The sequence below is a fragment of the Hyphomonas sp. genome, assembly GCF_013823385.1.
Lineage (GTDB): Bacteria > Pseudomonadota > Alphaproteobacteria > Caulobacterales > Hyphomonadaceae > Hyphomonas.
The window spans coordinates 185,572-202,295 of sequence record NZ_PNMA01000002.1 but is presented as its reverse complement, the minus strand read 5'-3'; the positions used below and the strand labels follow the sequence as shown (position 1 = coordinate 202,295).

17 protein-coding genes are annotated in these 16,724 nt (G+C 64.7%); 7 read left to right on the top strand and 10 right to left on the bottom strand.

The window, feature by feature from the left end; all coding sequences use genetic code 11:
- Positions 1 to 285 precede the first annotated feature (285 nt).
- From cobT to rpmB, 5 genes are all read right to left on the bottom strand, one after another.
- Positions 286 to 2,271, bottom strand: a complete 1,986-nt coding sequence (gene cobT / locus C0456_RS02880; RefSeq protein WP_291048062.1) for a cobaltochelatase subunit CobT — start codon at positions 2,269 to 2,271, stop codon at positions 286 to 288.
- A gap of 27 nt (positions 2,272 to 2,298) precedes the next feature.
- On the bottom strand, positions 2,299 to 3,282 hold the full coding sequence (gene cobS / locus C0456_RS02875) for a cobaltochelatase subunit CobS (RefSeq protein ID WP_291048058.1): 984 nt from the start codon (positions 3,280 to 3,282) through the stop codon (positions 2,299 to 2,301).
- 117 nt (positions 3,283 to 3,399) lie between these two features.
- Positions 3,400 to 4,017: a peptide-methionine (S)-S-oxide reductase MsrA gene (msrA, locus tag C0456_RS02870; RefSeq protein ID WP_291048056.1), complete on the bottom strand. Its 618-nt coding sequence runs from the start codon at positions 4,015 to 4,017 to the stop codon at positions 3,400 to 3,402.
- A gap of 96 nt (positions 4,018 to 4,113) precedes the next feature.
- A complete protein-coding gene (locus C0456_RS02865) occupies positions 4,114 to 5,775 on the bottom strand; it encodes an amidohydrolase (RefSeq protein ID WP_291048053.1) in 1,662 nt (553 codons plus the stop codon).
- 226 nt (positions 5,776 to 6,001) lie between these two features.
- Positions 6,002 to 6,286: a 50S ribosomal protein L28 gene (gene rpmB / locus C0456_RS02860; RefSeq protein WP_035597484.1), complete on the bottom strand. Its 285-nt coding sequence runs from the start codon at positions 6,284 to 6,286 to the stop codon at positions 6,002 to 6,004.
- Positions 6,287 to 6,553: 267 nt separating this feature from the next.
- Between rpmB and C0456_RS02855 the strand changes: the two genes are divergently transcribed.
- Entirely contained in the window at positions 6,554 to 7,444 is an 891-nt protein-coding gene (locus C0456_RS02855; RefSeq protein WP_291048050.1) for a DUF3108 domain-containing protein, read from the top strand.
- A 112-nt stretch (positions 7,445 to 7,556) separates the two neighbouring features.
- On the opposite strand, the gene C0456_RS02850 is transcribed toward C0456_RS02855, so the two are convergent.
- Both C0456_RS02850 and C0456_RS02845 read right to left on the bottom strand, forming a co-directional pair.
- Positions 7,557 to 7,928, bottom strand: a complete 372-nt coding sequence (locus C0456_RS02850; protein ID WP_367179193.1) for a GIY-YIG nuclease family protein — start codon at positions 7,926 to 7,928, stop codon at positions 7,557 to 7,559.
- Between the two features lie 120 nt (positions 7,929 to 8,048).
- On the bottom strand, positions 8,049 to 9,077 hold the full coding sequence (locus C0456_RS02845; RefSeq protein ID WP_367179192.1) for an RluA family pseudouridine synthase: 1,029 nt from the start codon (positions 9,075 to 9,077) through the stop codon (positions 8,049 to 8,051).
- Positions 9,078 to 9,171: 94 nt separating this feature from the next.
- Between C0456_RS02845 and C0456_RS02840 the strand changes: the two genes are divergently transcribed.
- The gene (locus C0456_RS02840) at positions 9,172 to 10,857 is read left to right on the top strand and encodes an alkaline phosphatase D family protein (protein ID WP_291048046.1); all 1,686 of its coding nucleotides are present in this window, start codon (positions 9,172 to 9,174) and stop codon (positions 10,855 to 10,857) included.
- Here the strand turns inward: C0456_RS02840 and C0456_RS02835 are convergent.
- The 3 genes from C0456_RS02835 to C0456_RS02825 all read right to left on the bottom strand — a co-directional run bounded on the left by C0456_RS02835 (position 10,854) and on the right by C0456_RS02825 (position 12,675).
- A complete protein-coding gene (locus C0456_RS02835) occupies positions 10,854 to 11,612 on the bottom strand; it encodes an SDR family oxidoreductase (RefSeq protein ID WP_291048043.1) in 759 nt (252 codons plus the stop codon). The two genes, C0456_RS02840 and C0456_RS02835, sit on opposite strands and share 4 nt — an antisense overlap.
- A 106-nt stretch (positions 11,613 to 11,718) precedes the next feature.
- Positions 11,719 to 11,886 carry a DUF465 domain-containing protein gene (locus C0456_RS02830; RefSeq protein ID WP_162546403.1) on the bottom strand — a complete coding sequence of 56 codons (168 nt, stop codon included), beginning with the start codon at positions 11,884 to 11,886 and terminating at the stop codon, positions 11,719 to 11,721.
- A 102-nt stretch (positions 11,887 to 11,988) separates the two neighbouring features.
- Complete coding sequence (locus C0456_RS02825) at positions 11,989 to 12,675, bottom strand: GGDEF domain-containing protein (RefSeq protein ID WP_291048038.1); 687 nt, start codon at positions 12,673 to 12,675, stop codon at positions 11,989 to 11,991.
- A gap of 133 nt (positions 12,676 to 12,808) precedes the next feature.
- Between C0456_RS02825 and purE the strand changes: the two genes are divergently transcribed.
- The 5 genes from purE to C0456_RS02800 all read left to right on the top strand — a co-directional run bounded on the left by purE (position 12,809) and on the right by C0456_RS02800 (position 16,723).
- Complete coding sequence (purE, locus tag C0456_RS02820; protein WP_291048036.1) at positions 12,809 to 13,303, top strand: 5-(carboxyamino)imidazole ribonucleotide mutase; 495 nt, start codon at positions 12,809 to 12,811, stop codon at positions 13,301 to 13,303.
- Positions 13,300 to 14,379: a 5-(carboxyamino)imidazole ribonucleotide synthase gene (locus C0456_RS02815; RefSeq protein WP_291048034.1), complete on the top strand. Its 1,080-nt coding sequence runs from the start codon at positions 13,300 to 13,302 to the stop codon at positions 14,377 to 14,379. The genes purE and C0456_RS02815 overlap by 4 nt, the downstream gene beginning before the upstream one ends.
- A 4-nt stretch (positions 14,380 to 14,383) precedes the next feature.
- Complete coding sequence (locus C0456_RS02810) at positions 14,384 to 15,139, top strand: creatininase family protein (protein WP_291048032.1); 756 nt, start codon at positions 14,384 to 14,386, stop codon at positions 15,137 to 15,139.
- 97 nt (positions 15,140 to 15,236) lie between these two features.
- Entirely contained in the window at positions 15,237 to 15,968 is a 732-nt protein-coding gene (locus C0456_RS02805; RefSeq protein ID WP_291048030.1) for an ABC transporter ATP-binding protein, read from the top strand.
- A complete protein-coding gene (locus C0456_RS02800; protein ID WP_291048028.1) occupies positions 15,965 to 16,723 on the top strand; it encodes an ABC transporter permease subunit in 759 nt (252 codons plus the stop codon). The genes C0456_RS02805 and C0456_RS02800 overlap by 4 nt, the downstream gene beginning before the upstream one ends.
- Position 16,724: the final 1 nt, after the last annotated feature.

Sequence of the window (16,724 nt, the reverse complement as noted above, 5' to 3'; positions counted from 1 at the left end):
TGGGTGTTGGGAAGCATTCTGGGTCCCGGATATTTACCTGCGCAAATTCCGGGGGGACGGTGGAAGTGTAGGAATAAGGGGGTGGCTTATCCAACGTTGCAGCCCTCACCTCCCACGGCCTGCGGCCGCGGGCCCCTCCTCTCCCGGAGGGAGAGGGGTATTCACCGCGCCTTCTCATAGTTCAGCAAGGCTGGATGCAACTCACCCCTCTCCCTCCGGGAGAGGAGGGGCCCATTGCAAAGCAATGGGAGGTGAGGGCCTTTGGAAATGAGAGGAAGAAGAGAATTAGCTCTTCTTCTTCACATCCGGCAGCGTGCCGGTCTTCACGTCCCGGCCTGTGCCGACCTTGCGGCCGTAGCTGGGGGCGCCGGAGGCCGCGCCGCTGACGGCGCCGCGGACGGTGCGGTCCGTGAGCGGAGGGATGGCCATGGCTTTGGGGTTGGGTTCGTTCTCGTCGAACAGAGAGGCGAGCTGCTCGGTCATCGCGCCGCCGAGCTGTTCGGCGTCCACAATCGTCACCGCGCGCTTGTAATAGCGCGTCACGTCATGGCCGATGCCAATGGCGATCAGCTCCACAGGGGAGCGGGTTTCGATTTCCTCGATCACCTGGCGGAGGTGGCGTTCGAGATAATTGCCGACATTCACGTTCAGCGTGGAATCGTCGACCGGGGCGCCGTCTGAGATCACCATCAGGATCTTGCGCTGCTCGGGCCGGCCGAGCAGGCGGTCATGCGCCCAGAGGAGCGCTTCGCCGTCGATATTCTCCTTGAGCAGACCTTCGCGCATCATCAGGCCGAGATTGCGGCGCGCGCGGCGATAGGGCGCGTCGGCCTGCTTGTAGATGATGTGGCGGATGTCGTTGAGGCGGCCGGGGGCCTGGGGCTTGCCGGCTTTCACCCAGTCTTCCCGCGCCATACCGCCCTTCCAGGCCTTGGTGGTGAAGCCGAGAATTTCGGTTTTCACCGCGCAGCGCTCCAGCGTGCGGGCGAGAATGTCCGCGCACAGAGCGGCCACCATGATCGGCCGCCCGCGCATGGAGCCGGAATTATCCAGCAGCAGCGTGACAACCGTATCGCGGAACTTGGTGTCGTCTTCCTGCTTGAAGGAGAGCGGCGAGGTAGGGTCGGTGATGACGCGGGTGAGACGGGCGGTATCGAGCACGCCCTCTTCCAGATCAAAGCTCCAGGTGCGGTTCTGCTGGGCCATCAGGCGGCGCTGCAGCTTGTTGGCAAGCTTGGCGACCGCGCCCTGCAGGCCCTGAAGCTGATGATCCAAGTAGGCGCGCAGGCGCGTCAGCTCCTCGGCGTCGCAGAGGTCTGGCGCATTGGCAACCTCGTCATGCGCGCGGGTGAAGATCTGGTAGTTGAAACGGTTCTTGTCGTCACCGGCCTGGAAATTGGGGCGCAGTGGCTTGGTGCCCTCTTCCTCTTCGTCGGGCGTATCGTCCGCATCGAGATCAGCGTCCTGGTCGACGGAGACGTTGGCCTCCTCCCCTTCCAGGTCTTCGGTATCGCCCGCTTCCATCTGCTCGGCAGAGGCGCCCATTTCCTCTTCGGTGGAGGTGTCATCCTCGCCCGACTGGTTCTGCTGTTCGTCCTGCTCCTCGGAGGGCGCCTCGTCTTCAGCCTCGGCCTCATCGCCCGGCAAATCCGAAGCCGTCAGATCCCGGATGATCGAGCGGATGGTGCGGGCAAAGCCGGCCTGATCGTGGAGCTGGCCGGTGAGCATTTCGAGCGCGTTGGCTGCGTTTTTTTCCACCTTCTCGCGCCACACGTCCGCCACGCGCTTTGCGCTTTCGGGCAGCGGGCGGCCGGTGAGCTTCTCGCGCAGCAGGAATTCCAGCGCCGGGGCGAGCACGGCCTCGGGATCTTCCGACCCCAGACCGAAATTGGTGGACCGGCAGCGGAAATCGAGCACGGCTTCGAGATTTCCGGCCGTGCCGGTCATCGCATTGGCGCCGAGGCTTTCGATGCGCGCGGTTTCAGCCGCTTCATAGACGCGGCGGGGAATATCCCCCTGCGGACGGTTTGCGATATGGGCGGCGGCGTCATGATGGGCGCGGCGCAGGGCGAGCGCGTCGGCCTCGCCCCTTATGCGCGCGGCGAGTTCTGCGGAGACTTCCACCGGGGGCGGACGCAGCACCAGACGCGTGCCCTGATCGCCGGTATCGGGGCCGAAACCGACCTCGATCTGGCGCTCACCGCTCATCGCCTTGGTGGTCGCGGCAAGCGCGGCCTTGAAGAGTTCCTGAGGGGTGTTGTCCTTTGCCATCCGTCGACCGCGCAGGCGGCGCCTTTCCTATGCGACCTTCACCATCAGCGGGCTCTCGGGCAGTTCCACGCCGAAGCAGCGCTGATACATTTCCGCCACCAGCGGACGCTCGAGCTCGTCGCACTTGTTGAGGAAGGTCATGCGGAAGGCATGGCCGAGATCGCCGAAGATGGCGAAATTTTCTGCCCAGGTGATGACTGTTCTGGGGCTCATCACGGTGGAGAGGTCTCCGGCCATGAAGGCGTTGCGCGTCAGGTCTGCCAGGGTGACCATCTTGGCGATGGTGGCTTCGTCCACACCAGTCGCCTTGGCCTTGATGATTTCGACCTCGGCATCATGGGTGAGATAGTTCAGTGTCGTGACGATCGACCAGCGGTCCATCTGGCCCTGGTTGAGCTGCTGGGTGCCGTGATAGAGGCCAGTCGTATCGCCGAGGCCGACCGTGTTGGTCGTCGCGAAGAGGCGGAAATACGGGTTGGGCGCGATCACGCGGTTCTGGTCGAGCAGGGTGAGCTTGCCGCTGGCTTCCAGCACGCGCTGGATAACGAACATCACGTCCGGGCGGCCGGCGTCATATTCATCGAACACGATGGCGACGGGGCGCTGCAGGGCCCAGGGGAGAATGCCTTCGCGGAATTCGGTGACCTGGACGCCGTCCTTGAGGACGATGGCATCCTTGCCGACCATGTCGATCCGGCTGACATGGCTGTCGAGGTTCACACGGATCATCGGCCAGTTGAGGCGGGCGGCGACCTGCTCGATGTGCGTCGACTTGCCCGTGCCGTGATAGCCCTGGACCATGACGCGGCGGTTGTGCTCGAAGCCGGCGAGGATGGCGAGCGTCGTCTGCGGATCGAACCGGTAGGACGGGTCAATCTCCGGCACATATTCGGTGCGCGTCTTGAAGCCGTGGACGATCATGTTGGTGTCGAGGCCGAACACCTTTTTGACGTTCACTTTTTCGGTTGGCTTCAGGCCATCGAGGGCATCGGTGTCGGACATAACGGTCATGGGGTATCAGCTCGCCAGCGGGAGAAATCAGGTCAGACTCTGGGTTCTAGCACGGGATGGCCGCGCGCCTAGTGCGACGCAACGTAAAGTATGCGGGCGACGGGGCCGGGCCCTGCTCTATTGTGTTTGCCAGACCTTCTTTAGCGTCTCTTCGCGGCGGCTGCCCTTCTTGTAGGCTTCGTAGCGTTCGGGCTCCTTCAGGTAATAGTCCTGATGATAGTCCTCTGCCGGATAAAAGGCCGTGGCGAGCAGAACAGCGGTAGCGATGGGCTGTTTCAGGCGCCGCGCATTGGCCTCCAGCGAGGCGGTGGCGGCGGCTTTCTGGGCCTCGTCCAGCACGAAGATGGCGGTGCGATACTGGCTGCCCCGGTCATAGAACTGGCCACCTTCATCGGTGGGGTCGATATTCGACCAGAAGACTTCCAGCAGCTGGTCGTAGCTGACCTCTGCCGGATCATAGATCACTTCGACGGCTTCGGCATGGTCGCCCATATTCCGGTAGGTGGGGTCTGGCGTGGTGCCGCCGGTATAGCCGGAGAGCACGGTGCGCACGCCGGGCACTTCCTCCAGCTCTGCCTCGATGCACCAGAAGCAGCCGCCGGCGAAAATGGCGATCTCTTCATGGGCCGCCGCTTCTGGCCGTTCGATAGGGGCGGCCTTGGCGCTGGCCGGCAGGGCAGCGTTGCTGCAGGCGGCAAGGCCAAGGGCGAGGGCAGCGGTGAGGGCAAGGCGCATCGGGGGGTCTTCCTTCCGGTTTCCGGAAGAAAGGTATGGGCGCGGGCGCGAAGGTCCACCCGTCCGGCTGTCACAATGCGGCGAGGAGGCGGGGCGTTACCACTCCGCCTGCCAGACGACTTCCCCGCCAATCACGGTCATCACCGGCCGGGCCTTGAGGATCTGTTGTTCCGGAATGGTCATGAGATCGGCGTCAAACACCGTGAAATCGGCGATTTTCCCGGCTTCGATGGTGCCAAGATCCTTTTCCTGGAAGGCGGCATAGGCCGGGCCGGTGGTGAAGAGGGCGAGCGCCTGCTGACGCGCGAGCGCCTCTTCAGGATGCCAGCCTTCGCCGGAGAAGCCCGACAGATCCTTGCGGGCCACGGCGGCATAGAATTCGATTGTTGGCGAGCCGACTTCCACCGGGGCATCCGAACCGCCGGCCAGCGGCGTGCCAGCCGCCAGGAGGCTTGCCCAGGCATAGGCGCCGCGCAGCCGGTCGATACCGATACGGGCGGGCGCAAAATGCAGGTCGCCGATGGCATGGCTTGGCTGCATGGAGGCGATGAGGCCGCTGCGCGCCATCCGGTCGATATCGTCAGGGTGCAAGAGCTGGGTATGCTCGATGCGCCAGCGCAGATCGCCCTTCAGGCCGAGGGCTTCATAGGCTTCAATGATCCGCCGGTTGGCGAGGTCGCCAATCGCATGGATCGCCAGCTGCACCCCGGCGGCCTGCGCCTCCTGCATCTGGGCGCGCAGCGCCTCGGGGCTGAGAAGCTCGAGGCCACTGGTCTCCGGCCGGTCGGCATAGGGCGCGATCAGCAGCGCGCCCCGGCTGCCGAGGGCGCCGTCCATATACAGCTTCACCGCGCGGTTGGTGATCGTATCGGTTTCGTATTCGCGGCGCGCGGCAAGCGCCATGCCCGCCTCATCGAAAGCATTGTAGATGCGCAGCGGCAGGCGGCCCTCATCATCCAGGCCCTTCATCCGCGCCGCATCGGCGGGCGACACGCTCATATTGTGAACGCCGGTCCAGCCACGGCTGGCATAGGTTTCCGCGCCCACCTGATAGGCCTCAAGGATCTCCGCTTCTCCCGGCGCGGCCACCAGCGCCATCACCGGCGCCATGGCGTTGTCGATGACGATGCCGGTTGCCTTGCCATCGGGGCCGCGCTCGACATGTCCCCCGGCCGGATCGGGCATCTCGTCATGGATGCCGGCCGCCTGAAGGGCGGGCGTGTTGGCCACCAGGGCATGGCCATCAGCGCGGACGAGGATCACCGGATGATCCGGGCTCACCATGTCGAGATCGGCGGCCGAGGGCATGCGGCCTTCAGGCCAGCCGGTCTCGATCCAGCCACGGCCAAAGAGGATGGTGCCGGCCGGTTTTTCCCACAGCTCGGCTTCAATCCGGGTGACGAGTTCGTCGATGGAGGCGGTGCCTTCCAGATTGAGGGTCAGCTCCCGCTGGCCGATGCCGAGAAGGTGGGCATGGGCATCGGTGAAGCCGGGGAACATGACGGCGCCGGAAAGATCAATGATCTCAACCTCGTCCTCGCTCCAGTCTTGGGAAAGTGGCGGCGCGGTGCCGATAATCCGGCCATCGGGGCCGACGATCACGGCGTCTACCGTGGCGGGGTCAGCCAGGCCGGTATAGATGGTGCCGCCGGTGAAGACGCGGATCTTGCCTTCCGGCGCTGGCGGGGCGGCGGGCGCCGGGTCTGTGCAGGCCGTCAGGGCAGCAATGGCAAGCGCGGCGATGGCGATGAGACGCATGGGTTCCCCTTCCCTCTGTTGCGTCTTCTCATGAACCGGTTCCCGCGCGCTGGCCAGTCATTGCCGGACAAAACAGACGCCTTGCCGCGCCCTTCCGGTGACAAAGCCCGGACATTTCCGGACAGTTTCGGACAAATCCGGACACTTTCAGACAAACGAAAACGCCGGACCTGCGGGGAGGTCCGGCGTGAACTTTTGTCAGCGGCAGAGGCCGGAGAAAGGTCGCTTAGGCGACGGCTTTCTTCGCGATGTCGCGCTTGATCTTGAGGGCCTTGTCCGACAGGCCGTCTTCCTTCGCCTTGGCGAGGAAGGCGTCGAGGCCGCCGAGCTTGTCGACCGTGCGCAGGGCTTTCGCCGCAATGCGCAGTTTGAAGTCCTGGTTCAGGGCTTCAGAGTGCAGCGTAACCTGCACCAGGTTGGGCAGATAGCGACGCTTGGTCTTGATCTGCGAGTGGCTGACGATATGGCCAACCATCGGCTTGGTGCCTGTAAGTTCACATTCGCGGGACATGGGCCTCGCTCCGAAAAAGAGGTGTTCTTTGATCTGAAGGCGCGCGTCTACAGTCTGCGGGGGCGCCCTGTCAACCGCCGCAATCAGGCTTGCGGGCGGAGAAATGCGCTCCCATGTCACGCTCTGTCACTTTATGTCAGTGGGCGAGGCCTCAAGAATGCGGCATCCTGGCGGCCGGTTCGTTCAGGCAGCGTTGGGACAGGGCGACTATATACACCCGCTAAGCAGGCGTTTTGCGCCTGCCCGACCAGAAGGATCGACCCTCCCATGAAGCGCCTCCTCCTTGCCGCAGCCGCCACATTCGCCCTGGCTGGCCTTTCGACCGCCGATACGGCCTCCGTCGCGCCGAAAGGCAACCTCCTGGCCAATGTGAAGGCCGGCGAGCCCATGCGCATGGTGTATGAGCTGGACGCCCGCGCCATGATCCTGATCATTCCCGCCACCGGCCGGGCGAGTTTCGATGTGGAACTCAAGCCCAATACCTACACCATCAAATCCAAGGTGCGCACGACGGGCCTGGCCGATGTGTTCGTCAACTATAACATGGAGCTGGCCTCTTCCGGCTTTGTCCGCGCCAAGGAGCTGAAGACCTCCGGCTATGTCTCGCAGAACCGCGACGGGAAGAAGAACCGCCGCGTGGAACTGTCGATGAAGAAGGATGGCTTCACCATGACCGCCAATCCGCGCTTTGGCGATCTGGGCGACCCGGCCGCCACACAGGAACAGGCGATCCTGGCGAATGACCCGCTGACCGCGCTGATCACCTTCGCGCTGGAGCCGCGCGCCAAGGGCGCCGACCCGTGCGGCGGGCCGATCCGCGTGTTCGATGGCAAGCAACTGACCTATCTCTACCTTGAGAACAAGGGCAGGGCGAATGTGAAGAGCCCGGCCTGGAGCGGCGAGGCGATCGAATGCCATGTGACTATGGACAAGATCGCCGGCTACAAGGCGGGCGAAGTGAACAAGGACACGCTGACCGGCATTGACGGCCCGCTGCGCATGTATCTGGCGCCGCTGGAAAATGGCAGCCATGTGCCGGTGCGCATCGTCGCCGACACCGACAGGATCGGCAAGGTGACCCTGCAGGCCCGCACCCTGCGTTTTGAACCGCTGCAGACCGCCGCGGCCCAGGCCGGCGGCGCGGGCGGGGGGCGTTAGGGCGTTTTCTGAAGTCTGCGCGCGGAGAGGTATACTTCTGGGGCTCTGGGTCCCGGACAATCGCTTCGCGATTTCCGGGATGACAGAACGGAGAGCGATGCTTTGAAGGTTGTCATCCCGGTTTCGCCGTAGGCGAAGACCGGGACCCAGAGAGGTTCAGGGCGCGCGCCTCGGGAAGAATTGCTCCTTCCGGCACCGCATTGAGATCATCCCACAGGTCACACCAAGCCGGATTGGTTTCTTCGATCAGCCTCAGCTTCCAAGCCCTGCGCCAGCGCTTGATCTGTTTCTCTTTGCGAATTGCCGCTTCAATATCGTCATGGGTTTCAAACCAGACGAGCCGCTTGCATCCATATTTGCTCGAGAACCCGGGCAGCAGATCCTCCTTATGCTGCCAGACACGCACAATGAGATCGGATGTGACACCGGTGTAGAGCGTGCCGTTGCGCTTGGACGCGAGGATGTAGACGTAGCTAAATCTCATGACATGGAACATATCATGAACTAGTGTTTTTGTCTTGGGCTTTCTGGGTCCCGGTCTTCGCCTACGGCGAAACCGGGATGACGCGGGACGGGGGGTGAGCGTGTCGGCGTGTGAGCGCGTCTAATCCACGGGCAGTTTGCGCAGGGCGGCGGCGAGGGTGGCCATGTCTTCGGGCAGCGGCTGTTCGAAGCGGAGGGTTTCTCCGGTGATCGGGTGGACGAAGCCGAGCACGGCGGCGTGGAGGGCCTGGCGCGGGAAGGCGCGGGCAGCGGCGAGGGCCGCGTCATAGTCTGCCTCCGGCGCGGCGGGCGATTTCCACGCCATGATGCCGGACTGGCGGCCATAGACCGGATCCCCGATCAGCGGGGCGCCCATATGCGTCATGTGGACCCGGATCTGATGCGTGCGGCCGGTTTCGAGGCGGCATTCGATCATCGCCGCGGCCGGCAGGCGCGTGGCGCGGTCTTTATAGCCATAGGTTTCGATGGCCCGGTAATGGGTGACCGCATGGCGGGCGACCGGGCTGTCGGGATTTCTGTGAACCGACATTTTCTTGCGGTCGTTCTCCGAGCGCGCAATCGGCGCATCGATGGTGCCTGACAGGGGCCGCGGGGCGCCGCGCGTGATGGCGCGGTAGAGCCGGTCAATATCATGCCGCTCGAACAGGGCGGCGAGCCCGGTATGGGCGGCCTCTGTCTTGGCCGCGACCATGACCCCGCTGGTGAGCTTGTCGAGCCGGTGGACGATGCCGGGACGCTCTACCCCGCCAATGCCGGAAAGCTGGCCCTGGCAATGATGCAGCAGGGCATTGACCAGCGTGCCGGTTTCGCTGCCGGGCGCCGGGTGGACGGCGAGCCCGGCGGGCTTGTTGAGGATCAGGAGGTGGGCGTCCTCGAACAGGATCTCCAGCGGGATATTCTCTGGCTGGGGCGTGGCAGGCACCGGCGCGGGCAGCGCCACGGTGTAGACGGCCCCCGCCTTGACCGGCGCGCGGGGGCTTTTCTCCACCACGCCCTCCACGGTAACCGCGCCTTCCTCGATCAGGGCTTTGGCCCGCGAACGGGAAATACCCTCGGCGCGGGCGCCGAGGAACGCATCGAGGCGCTGGCCGGCATCGGCTGCCTCAGAAGTAATCACAATCATGCTCATCGCCGCCTTATAGACGAAGCTTTCAGCGCGCGTCATGCTGGTGTCGCAAATTCGCGCCATGAGAGCGCCACGCAACTGGGGAGTTTCAGACAAGATGACACAGGTTACACGGCGCGGCCTGCTGGGCGGCGCAGCATTGGGCACGGTGGCCCTGGCCGCCTGCGGCAAGACAGGTCCGCAAACCTATAAGGGCGAAGTGGCCTTTCAGCACGGGGTGGCTTCCGGCGATCCCCTGCCTGACCGGATCATCCTGTGGACGCGCGTGACGCCCCTTTCGGGCGCCGGCGCCATTCCCGTGCGCTGGGAAGTTCTGCGCGCCGGCCAGGAAAGCCCGGTTGCCGCCGGCGTGACCGAGGCCAGCGAAGCGCGCGACTATTGCGTGAAGGTGGACGCGGCCGGCCTTCAGCCGGGGTCTGACTATACCTACCGCTTCACCGCGCTGACCGATCATGGCGATGTCGTCTCTCCCACCGGGCGTCTGCGCACGCCCGCGGCCAGCGGCACGAGCGCGGTGAACCTTGCTGTCGTCTCCTGCTCCAACTGGCAGTTTGGCCTGTTCAACGCCTACAAGGCACTCGCGGCCGAGCCGAACCTCGACGTGATCGTGCATCTGGGCGACTATATCTACGAATACGGCATCGACGGCTATGGCGGCGACGTGGCCGCCAAGCTGGGCCGGATGCATGAACCGTCCACGGAGATTGTGACCCTGGCCGACTATCGCCAGCGCCATGCTCAGTACAAGACCGATCCCAGCCTCCAGGCTGCCCATGCGGCCGCGCCCTGGATCTGCACCTGGGACGACCATGAAAGCGCCAATGACGCCTATCGCACCGGCGCGCAGAACCATAACCCCGAGGATGGCGAAGGCGAATGGAGCGACCGGAAGATGGCCGCCATCCAGGCCTATTTCGAATGGATGCCGATCCGCGACATCAAGCCCGGCGAGATCACCTCGGCAGCCTGGCGCAGCTTCCGCTTTGGCGATGTGGCCACGCTGCACGCGCTGGAATCGCGCCTGACCGGGCGGTCTGAAAGCCTGAGCTGGGCAAGCGCGCTGGGCAATGCCGCCTCCCCGCTGGAAGTGGGCGGCAAGGCGCGGGCGTTGCTTGAAAAGGCCGCCGATCCGGCCCGCACGATGCTGGGCGCAGAGCAGGAAAGCTGGCTGGATACGGAGCTTTCCAAATCCACAGCCTCCGGCGCAGCCTGGCAGGTTCTGGCCAATCAGGTGATCATGGCGCGCGTGGCGCTGCCCAATTTCACCCAGACGCTGACGCCGGCACAGATCGCTTCGCAGGATGTGCCCGAAGTGCAGGGTTTCCTTGCCTTCACCGCGCTGGGCCTGCCCTGGAACCTCGACGCGTGGGACGGTTACCCCGCTGCGCGCGAGCGGCTTTATCAGGGCGCAGCGGCGGCCAATGCCCGCCTTGTGACGCTGGCAGGTGATACGCACACGGCCTATGCCAACGAGCTTTATGACGCCTCCGGCGCCCGGCGCGGGGTGGAGTTTGGCTGTACGTCGATCTCCTCACCCGGCATGGGCGCCTATGTGAAGAACGTGCCTGACCTTGGCCAGCAGATTGCCGACGCCAACCAGGAAGTGGTGTGGCATGACCCGTTCGGCCATGGCTACACGCTGGTGACGCTGACACCATCTACGGCGCGGGCGGTGTTCCGCAAGGTGTCGGACATCTATACCGAAACCTTCAGCACAGAGACGGTTGCAAGCTTTGAGGCGGCGGCCGAAGCGGGCGGCGTTTCGGCGCTGCGGCCGGTCTAGTCCAGCACGCCCGACAGCGTGGCGCGGCCGCCATCCATGATCAGGCTTTGCCCGGTCATGAAGGCCGCGTCCCGCGAGGCGAGGAAATAGGCCGCCCCGGCGATCTCGTCGGCGAGCACCGCGCGGCCAAGCGGCACGCGGCCGAGCGACCAGGGTGTGGCCCGCTCCTCGCTGGGGCGCAGGGAGACAATCGCATTGACGCGGATGGCATGCTCGGCAAGCTCCAGCGCGCCGGCACGCATGACGCCCTGCACGGCGGCCTGGGCGACCGTATCGGTAAACCGGCCCGGCATGGAGGCCTGGGCGGCATAGCGCAGAATGAAGGTAACCGAGCCCTTCTGGCGTTTGCGCTCAACCCCGGTTTCGGGCAGGTCTTCCTGTTCCAGGAGGCGCTCTGCCACCACTCGCAGGGCCAGCGCCGCGCCGCGGGCTGACCTGCCGAGGGCCTTTTCGAACTTCTCCTGAGCCAGATCGAGCAGCGTGTCGGGGTCTTCATAGGGCGGCACGATGACGGCATGGTCTATCCGGCCGAACGCCTCGATTGCGGCGGTGACGGCATTGCGCAGGCCGAGCTTGGTCGACAGGTCGCCATGATAGAACTGGATCGCCTCATCCAGCGTGTCGCGGGCAGTCTCGATCCGCTCCAGCGACGGGTCTGCCACCAGAACCCGGTGGCCTTCATCTTCGAAGCGGCGGGCAATCGCCTCTCCGGTTTCACGGCCAAGGCCAAGAACAAGCGTTACAGGCTGGGCCATGGATCAGGCGGCCACGGAGGCAGCGAGGCTGGCTTGGATGGAGGGCATGTGTCCCGTTCCTTCTGAGGCCCTGCGGCCCCCCAGGAACGGGACTGCCGGAATAGGGCTAGCTGACTTTAAGGTGTCGCAGCTGCTCCTTAATCCTGAGTTTCTGTCGCTTCAAATCCTTGAGGACCAGGCCATCGGCAGAGGGGCGTTTCTGTTCGTTGGAAATCTGTTCGTCCAGATTGCGGTGCTTTGCAGCAAGTTCACTGATGCGACCGTTGAGCGACATAGGCAGTCTCCTTTACGTCTCCGGTCCGGTGTGACCGGTGATGCAAGAATGCCACACTCGTGTAGGTGAGTCATGGGTAGAACCACGTATCTTGCCGCATTTTCACCTTAATGCCCGTCCTTCAGCCTTCCGGCGCGCTTTTTCAGCAAACATGGCCTGATCTGCCCGCGCAATGAGCGCCGCCGGGCTCTGGCCCGCGCTCCACTCCACCACGCCGCAGGACGCCCCGATCTGGACGGGCGCGAGGGTCGTGCCCTCCTCCCCGCGCACTTCCAGGGCATCGATCGCGGCGGTGAGCTGGGCCGCCTTACGGCGGCTGTCTTCCAGCCCGGCATGGGCCAGCACGATGCCGAACTCATCCCCGCCGAGGCGGCCGACAATGTCTGTCTCCCGGGTGCGGGCGAGCAGGATGTCAGACACCTTCAGGAGCACGCTGTCGCCGGCGGCATGGCCGTAGACATCGTTAACCGTCTTGAAGTTGTCCAGATCGATGAAAATCAGGGTCAGCGGCGTCTGGAAGCGGCCGGAGAGGGCGATTTCGCGGCGCACTTCGCGTTCGAAGGCGCGGCGGTTGAAGACCGGGCAGAGCGCGTCATTATCCGCCAGCAGGGCCGCGTCGGCGAGGCTTGCCCGCAGCGTATCGGCCTCTTCGCGCAGGGCGATGACCTCCTCGGCAAGCGCCTCGATGGCGGCGCGGGCGCGCAGGTCCAGCCGCGCCAGGTCAACCCCGAGCGCATCGATCAGGGCGCGCTTTTCGGCATCGGTCAGCGGGGGCAGCTCTGTCGGCATTCGTTAACACTAACCCTGTTCGCGGCGCTTGTAGAGGATATCTGTATTCCGCGCCGCCGGTTTCCCCTCACAGGAGCGGTTGACCGGCGGGCGGGCGCTCTTATGGTGCGCGCTTTCCAGCGGCGAGGCAGGCATGGACAAGGCGCGCTCTCCGGTCGTGGGCATCATCATGGGCAGCCAGTCGGACTGGCCAGTGATGCGCGAGGCCGCGAAGATACTCGAAGATATGGGCGTCGCCTTCGAGGCGAGGATCGTCTCGGCGCACCGCACCCCCCAGCGGCTGGTCGAGTATGCCACCACGGCGAAAGCGCGCGGCCTGAAAGTGATCATCGCGGGCGCAGGCGGCGCGGCGCATCTGCCCGGCATGGCGGCCTCGATGACCCCCCTGCCCGTCCTGGGCGTGCCGGTTCAGTCCAAAGCCCTCAAGGGCCTCGATAGCCTGCTTTCCATCGTGCAGATGCCGAAGGGCGTCCCGGTCGGCACGCTGGCCATCGGCGAAGCGGGCGCGGCGAATGCCGGCATTCTGGCCGCCTCCATCATTGCGCTGGAAGACACCGCCGTGGCCGCAAAGCTGGACGCGTTCCGCGCCGCGCAAACGGAAAGCGTGAAAGAGGTTCCCGAGGAATGAGCCCGCTTCGCCCCGGCGCGACGATCGGGATACTCGGCGGGGGGCAGCTTGGCCGGATGATGGCATCTGCCGCCGCCCAGCTCGGCTTCGACATTCTGATCTATTCGCCCGAAGATGACCCGCCCGCAGGCCGGGTGGCCGCCGGTGCCTTCCAGGCAGACTGGGATGACGCCAATGCGCTCACCGAATTTGCCAACGCCTGCGATGTAATCACGCTGGAATTCGAGAATGTGCCGGTGGCGAGCGTCGAGATTATCGAGGCTGCGGGCAAGCGCGTGCTGCCGGGGGGCAAATCCCTTTCGGTGTCGCAGGACCGGCTGGCCGAGAAGACCTTCCTCAATGATCACGGGATTCCAACCGCGCCCTTCCGGCAGATCAATGCGGCGGGGGACATTCCTGCTGCGCTGGCGGAGCTGGGCGGGAAAGGCGTGCTGAAGACGCGCCGCGAGGGCTATGACGGCAAGGGGCAGGCCTGGGTTTACGATGCGTTGGACGCTGACGAGGCGTGGGCCAAAATCGGCGGGGCGCCGGCGATCCTGGAAGGCGCGATTGCGTTTGAATGCGAAATCTCCGTGCTGGTGGCGCGCAGCCTGACCGGCGAGACGACAAGCTGGGCGCCGCCGCGCAACGAACATGAGAACGGCATCCTTTCCCGCTCCGTTGTGCCGTCAGGCTTGAGCAAGGCGGTCGAGGACGAGGCTCGCGCCAAGGCGATGCATCTGGCCGAAGCGCTCGGCCATGTGGGCGTTCTGGCGCTGGAGTTTTTTGTGCTGCCGGATGGCACGCTGCTGGCCAATGAATTTGCCCCGCGCGTGCATAATTCCGGCCATTGGACGCCCGAAGCCTGTCAGACCGGCCAGTTCGAGCAGCATATCCGCTGCGTGGCGGGCTGGCCGCTGGGCGATACGCGGCAGCTGTTTGATGCCGAGATGGTGAACCTGATCGGGGACGCCGGGCTGGTTGACCCGCAGACGCTCGGGAAGAATGATATCCTGACCCTCTATGGCAAGCGCGAAGCCCGGCCCGGACGCAAGATGGGCCATATCACCCGCCGCCTTGCCCCGCGAAAGGACTAGACTGATGCGCCTTCCCGTTTCCACCTGGCCCGACATTGAAGCCTGGCTGAAGAAATCCAGGACCATCGTGATCCCCATCGGCTCGTTCGAGCAGCATGGGCCCAACGGCTTCATCGGGACGGATGCTCTGTGCCCGGAAATCATCGCCAACCATGCCGAAAGCCTGGCGCCGGATGATATTCTCATCGGGCCGACCTTTGCGGTGGGCTGCGCGCAGCATCATCTTGGCTTTACCGGTACGATTACCCTGCGCCCCTCGACCATGATTGCGGCGATGGTGGACTGGACCGACAGCCTGATGCGGCATGGCTTTGAGCGGATCTACTGGCTGAACGGCCATGGCGGCAATATCGCCACCATCGAGGCGGCCTTCGCCGAAATCCATGCCCGCCGCAGCTTTGATCCGCGCGGGGAGACGAACCGCCCCGGCCTGACCCTGAAGCGCCGCGACTGGTGGGACTTCAAGGAAGTGATGGGCATCTGCAATGAGCTTTACCCCACCGGCCATGGCAGCCATGCCACGCCGTCTGAGGTCTCCGTCACCTATTGGGGTTACCCCGAGCGGGAACGCAGCAAGACGCCGATGAGCCCGAAGATTGCCCCGTCCGGCACGATTGGCGACGCCGTGCAGTATCGCCGCGACTTCCCCGATGGCCGGATCGGCTCTGACCCGACCCAGTCGAGCGTGGAAGATGGCGGGAAGATCGTGGCCGTGGCGGCAAAGTGCGTGATCGAAGAGGTCGCGCGGTTTTCGGCCTGACCCTTCTGACATGAAACGCCGGTAATCTCTGAGGGTTCGGCTTTGACCTTGGAGCGACGCCCGCTATCACGTGGGCACGCTGAAGCGCGGGACATTCATGCTGGACGTCAGATCGCTCGAAAAAGCCTATGGCAACAAGCAGGCCGTGCGCGGCATATCCTTTGCCGTGGAGAAAGGCACCGTGCTGGGCTTTCTCGGGCCCAACGGGGCGGGCAAATCGACCACGATGCGGATGATTGCCGGCGTGCTGGAGCCGGATGTGGGCGACGTGCTGATCGACGGGAAATCGATCATCTCCGAGCGCCGCGCCGCGCAGGCCGCGCTGGGATACCTGCCCGAAGGCGCGCCTCTTTATAATGATATGACGCCGCCGGAGTTCCTGGCCTTTCTGGCCAGCGCGCGGCAGATTCCCAAAGGCCAGCGCAAGGACGCCATCGAGCGCACGATTGCCGATGCGCGGATTTCCGGCGTGCTGGGCCAGCGCATCGGGGCGCTCTCCAAAGGCTATCGCCGGCGCGTGGGCCTCGCCGGGGCGATCCTGCATGACCCGCCCGTGCTGGTGCTGGACGAGCCGACCGATGGGCTTGATCCCAACCAGAAACGCGCGGTGCGCGCGCTGATCGCCCGGATGGCGCCGACCAAGGCCATCATCATCTCCACCCATACGCTGACCGAGGTGCCCGCGATGTGTCACCGCGCCGTGCTGGTCGACCGGGGGCGGATCGTGGCCGATGACACGCCCGCAGGCCTCGCCAAGCGCACCGATGATGGCACGCTGGAAAGCGCCTTTGCCCGCCTCACCGATCAGGTGGAGGAGGAAACGCTGTGATCAGCGCCGTGCGCCAGCAGATGAGCGGGTTTACCGCGACCTATCGCCGTGAGCTGAACGCCTATTTTGCAACGCCCATGGCCTATGTGTTTCTCGCCGTGTTCCTGCTGGCGCTTGGCCTCTTTACCTGGGAAGCGGCGCGGTTTTTCGATTCCGGCGTGGCAGACCTTCAGCCCTTCTTTGCCTGGCATCCCTGGCTCTACATGATCTTCCTGCCCGCGCTCGCCATGCGCCTCTGGGCGGATGAGCGCGCGGCGGGGACGGATGAGCTTCTTCTCTCCCTGCCGCTGGGATTGCCGGGGCTGGTGCTGGGGAAACTCTGCGCGGCCTGGACGGTGGCGGGCACGGGCCTCCTGCTGACCCTGCCGATGTGGCTGTCGGTGAACTATCTCGGCAATCCGGATAACGCCGCCATTGCGCTGACCTATTTCGTCAGCTTCCTGATGGCCGGGGCGTATCTCTCCATCGGGGCGGCGGTCTCGGCGCTGACGGGCAGCCAGGTGACGGCGTTTGTGATCTCGGTGGTGATCGCGTTTGTCTTCACGGCCGCGGGATGGCCGCTGGTGCTCTCCACGGTTCAGACGCTGTTTGGCACCGGCTTTGCCGATCTGATCGCGCGGTTTTCCTTCATCACCCAGTTTGAGAGCGCCCAGCGCGGCGTGCTGGAGCTGCGCGTGGTGGCGTATTTCCTCGGCTTTACGGCGACGTTTGCTTTCCTCAACTGCCTCTGGGCGTCGCGCCGGAGGCTTGGCTAGC

What these genes read in the sequence shown, in the direction of transcription:
- C0456_RS02845 (WP_367179192.1), bottom strand. Translation starts at nt 9,077, where the DNA reads ATGAGCATGATTGTGATTACTTCTGAGGCAGCCGATGCCGGCCAGCGC.
- C0456_RS02840 (WP_291048046.1), top strand. Translation starts at nt 9,172, where the DNA reads ATGACACAGGTTACACGGCGCGGCCTGCTGGGCGGCGCAGCATTGGGC.
- rpmB (WP_035597484.1), bottom strand. Translation starts at nt 6,286, where the DNA reads ATGTCCCGCGAATGTGAACTTACAGGCACCAAGCCGATGGTTGGCCAT.
- C0456_RS02830 (WP_162546403.1), bottom strand. Translation starts at nt 11,886, where the DNA reads ATGTCGCTCAACGGTCGCATCAGTGAACTTGCTGCAAAGCACCGCAAT.
- C0456_RS02810 (WP_291048032.1), top strand. Translation starts at nt 14,384, where the DNA reads ATGCGCCTTCCCGTTTCCACCTGGCCCGACATTGAAGCCTGGCTGAAG.
- C0456_RS02865 (WP_291048053.1), bottom strand. Translation starts at nt 5,775, where the DNA reads ATGCGTCTCATCGCCATCGCCGCGCTTGCCATTGCTGCCCTGACGGCC.
- C0456_RS02825 (WP_291048038.1), bottom strand. Translation starts at nt 12,675, where the DNA reads ATGCCGACAGAGCTGCCCCCGCTGACCGATGCCGAAAAGCGCGCCCTG.
- C0456_RS02805 (WP_291048030.1), top strand. Translation starts at nt 15,237, where the DNA reads ATGCTGGACGTCAGATCGCTCGAAAAAGCCTATGGCAACAAGCAGGCC.
- purE (WP_291048036.1), top strand. Translation starts at nt 12,809, where the DNA reads ATGGACAAGGCGCGCTCTCCGGTCGTGGGCATCATCATGGGCAGCCAG.
- C0456_RS02855 (WP_291048050.1), top strand. Translation starts at nt 6,554, where the DNA reads ATGAAGCGCCTCCTCCTTGCCGCAGCCGCCACATTCGCCCTGGCTGGC.
- C0456_RS02835 (WP_291048043.1), bottom strand. Translation starts at nt 11,612, where the DNA reads ATGGCCCAGCCTGTAACGCTTGTTCTTGGCCTTGGCCGTGAAACCGGA.
- cobS (WP_291048058.1), bottom strand. Translation starts at nt 3,282, where the DNA reads ATGACCGTTATGTCCGACACCGATGCCCTCGATGGCCTGAAGCCAACC.
- cobT (WP_291048062.1), bottom strand. Translation starts at nt 2,271, where the DNA reads ATGGCAAAGGACAACACCCCTCAGGAACTCTTCAAGGCCGCGCTTGCC.
- C0456_RS02815 (WP_291048034.1), top strand. Translation starts at nt 13,300, where the DNA reads ATGAGCCCGCTTCGCCCCGGCGCGACGATCGGGATACTCGGCGGGGGG.
- C0456_RS02850 (WP_367179193.1), bottom strand. Translation starts at nt 7,928, where the DNA reads ATGAGATTTAGCTACGTCTACATCCTCGCGTCCAAGCGCAACGGCACG.
- msrA (WP_291048056.1), bottom strand. Translation starts at nt 4,017, where the DNA reads ATGCGCCTTGCCCTCACCGCTGCCCTCGCCCTTGGCCTTGCCGCCTGC.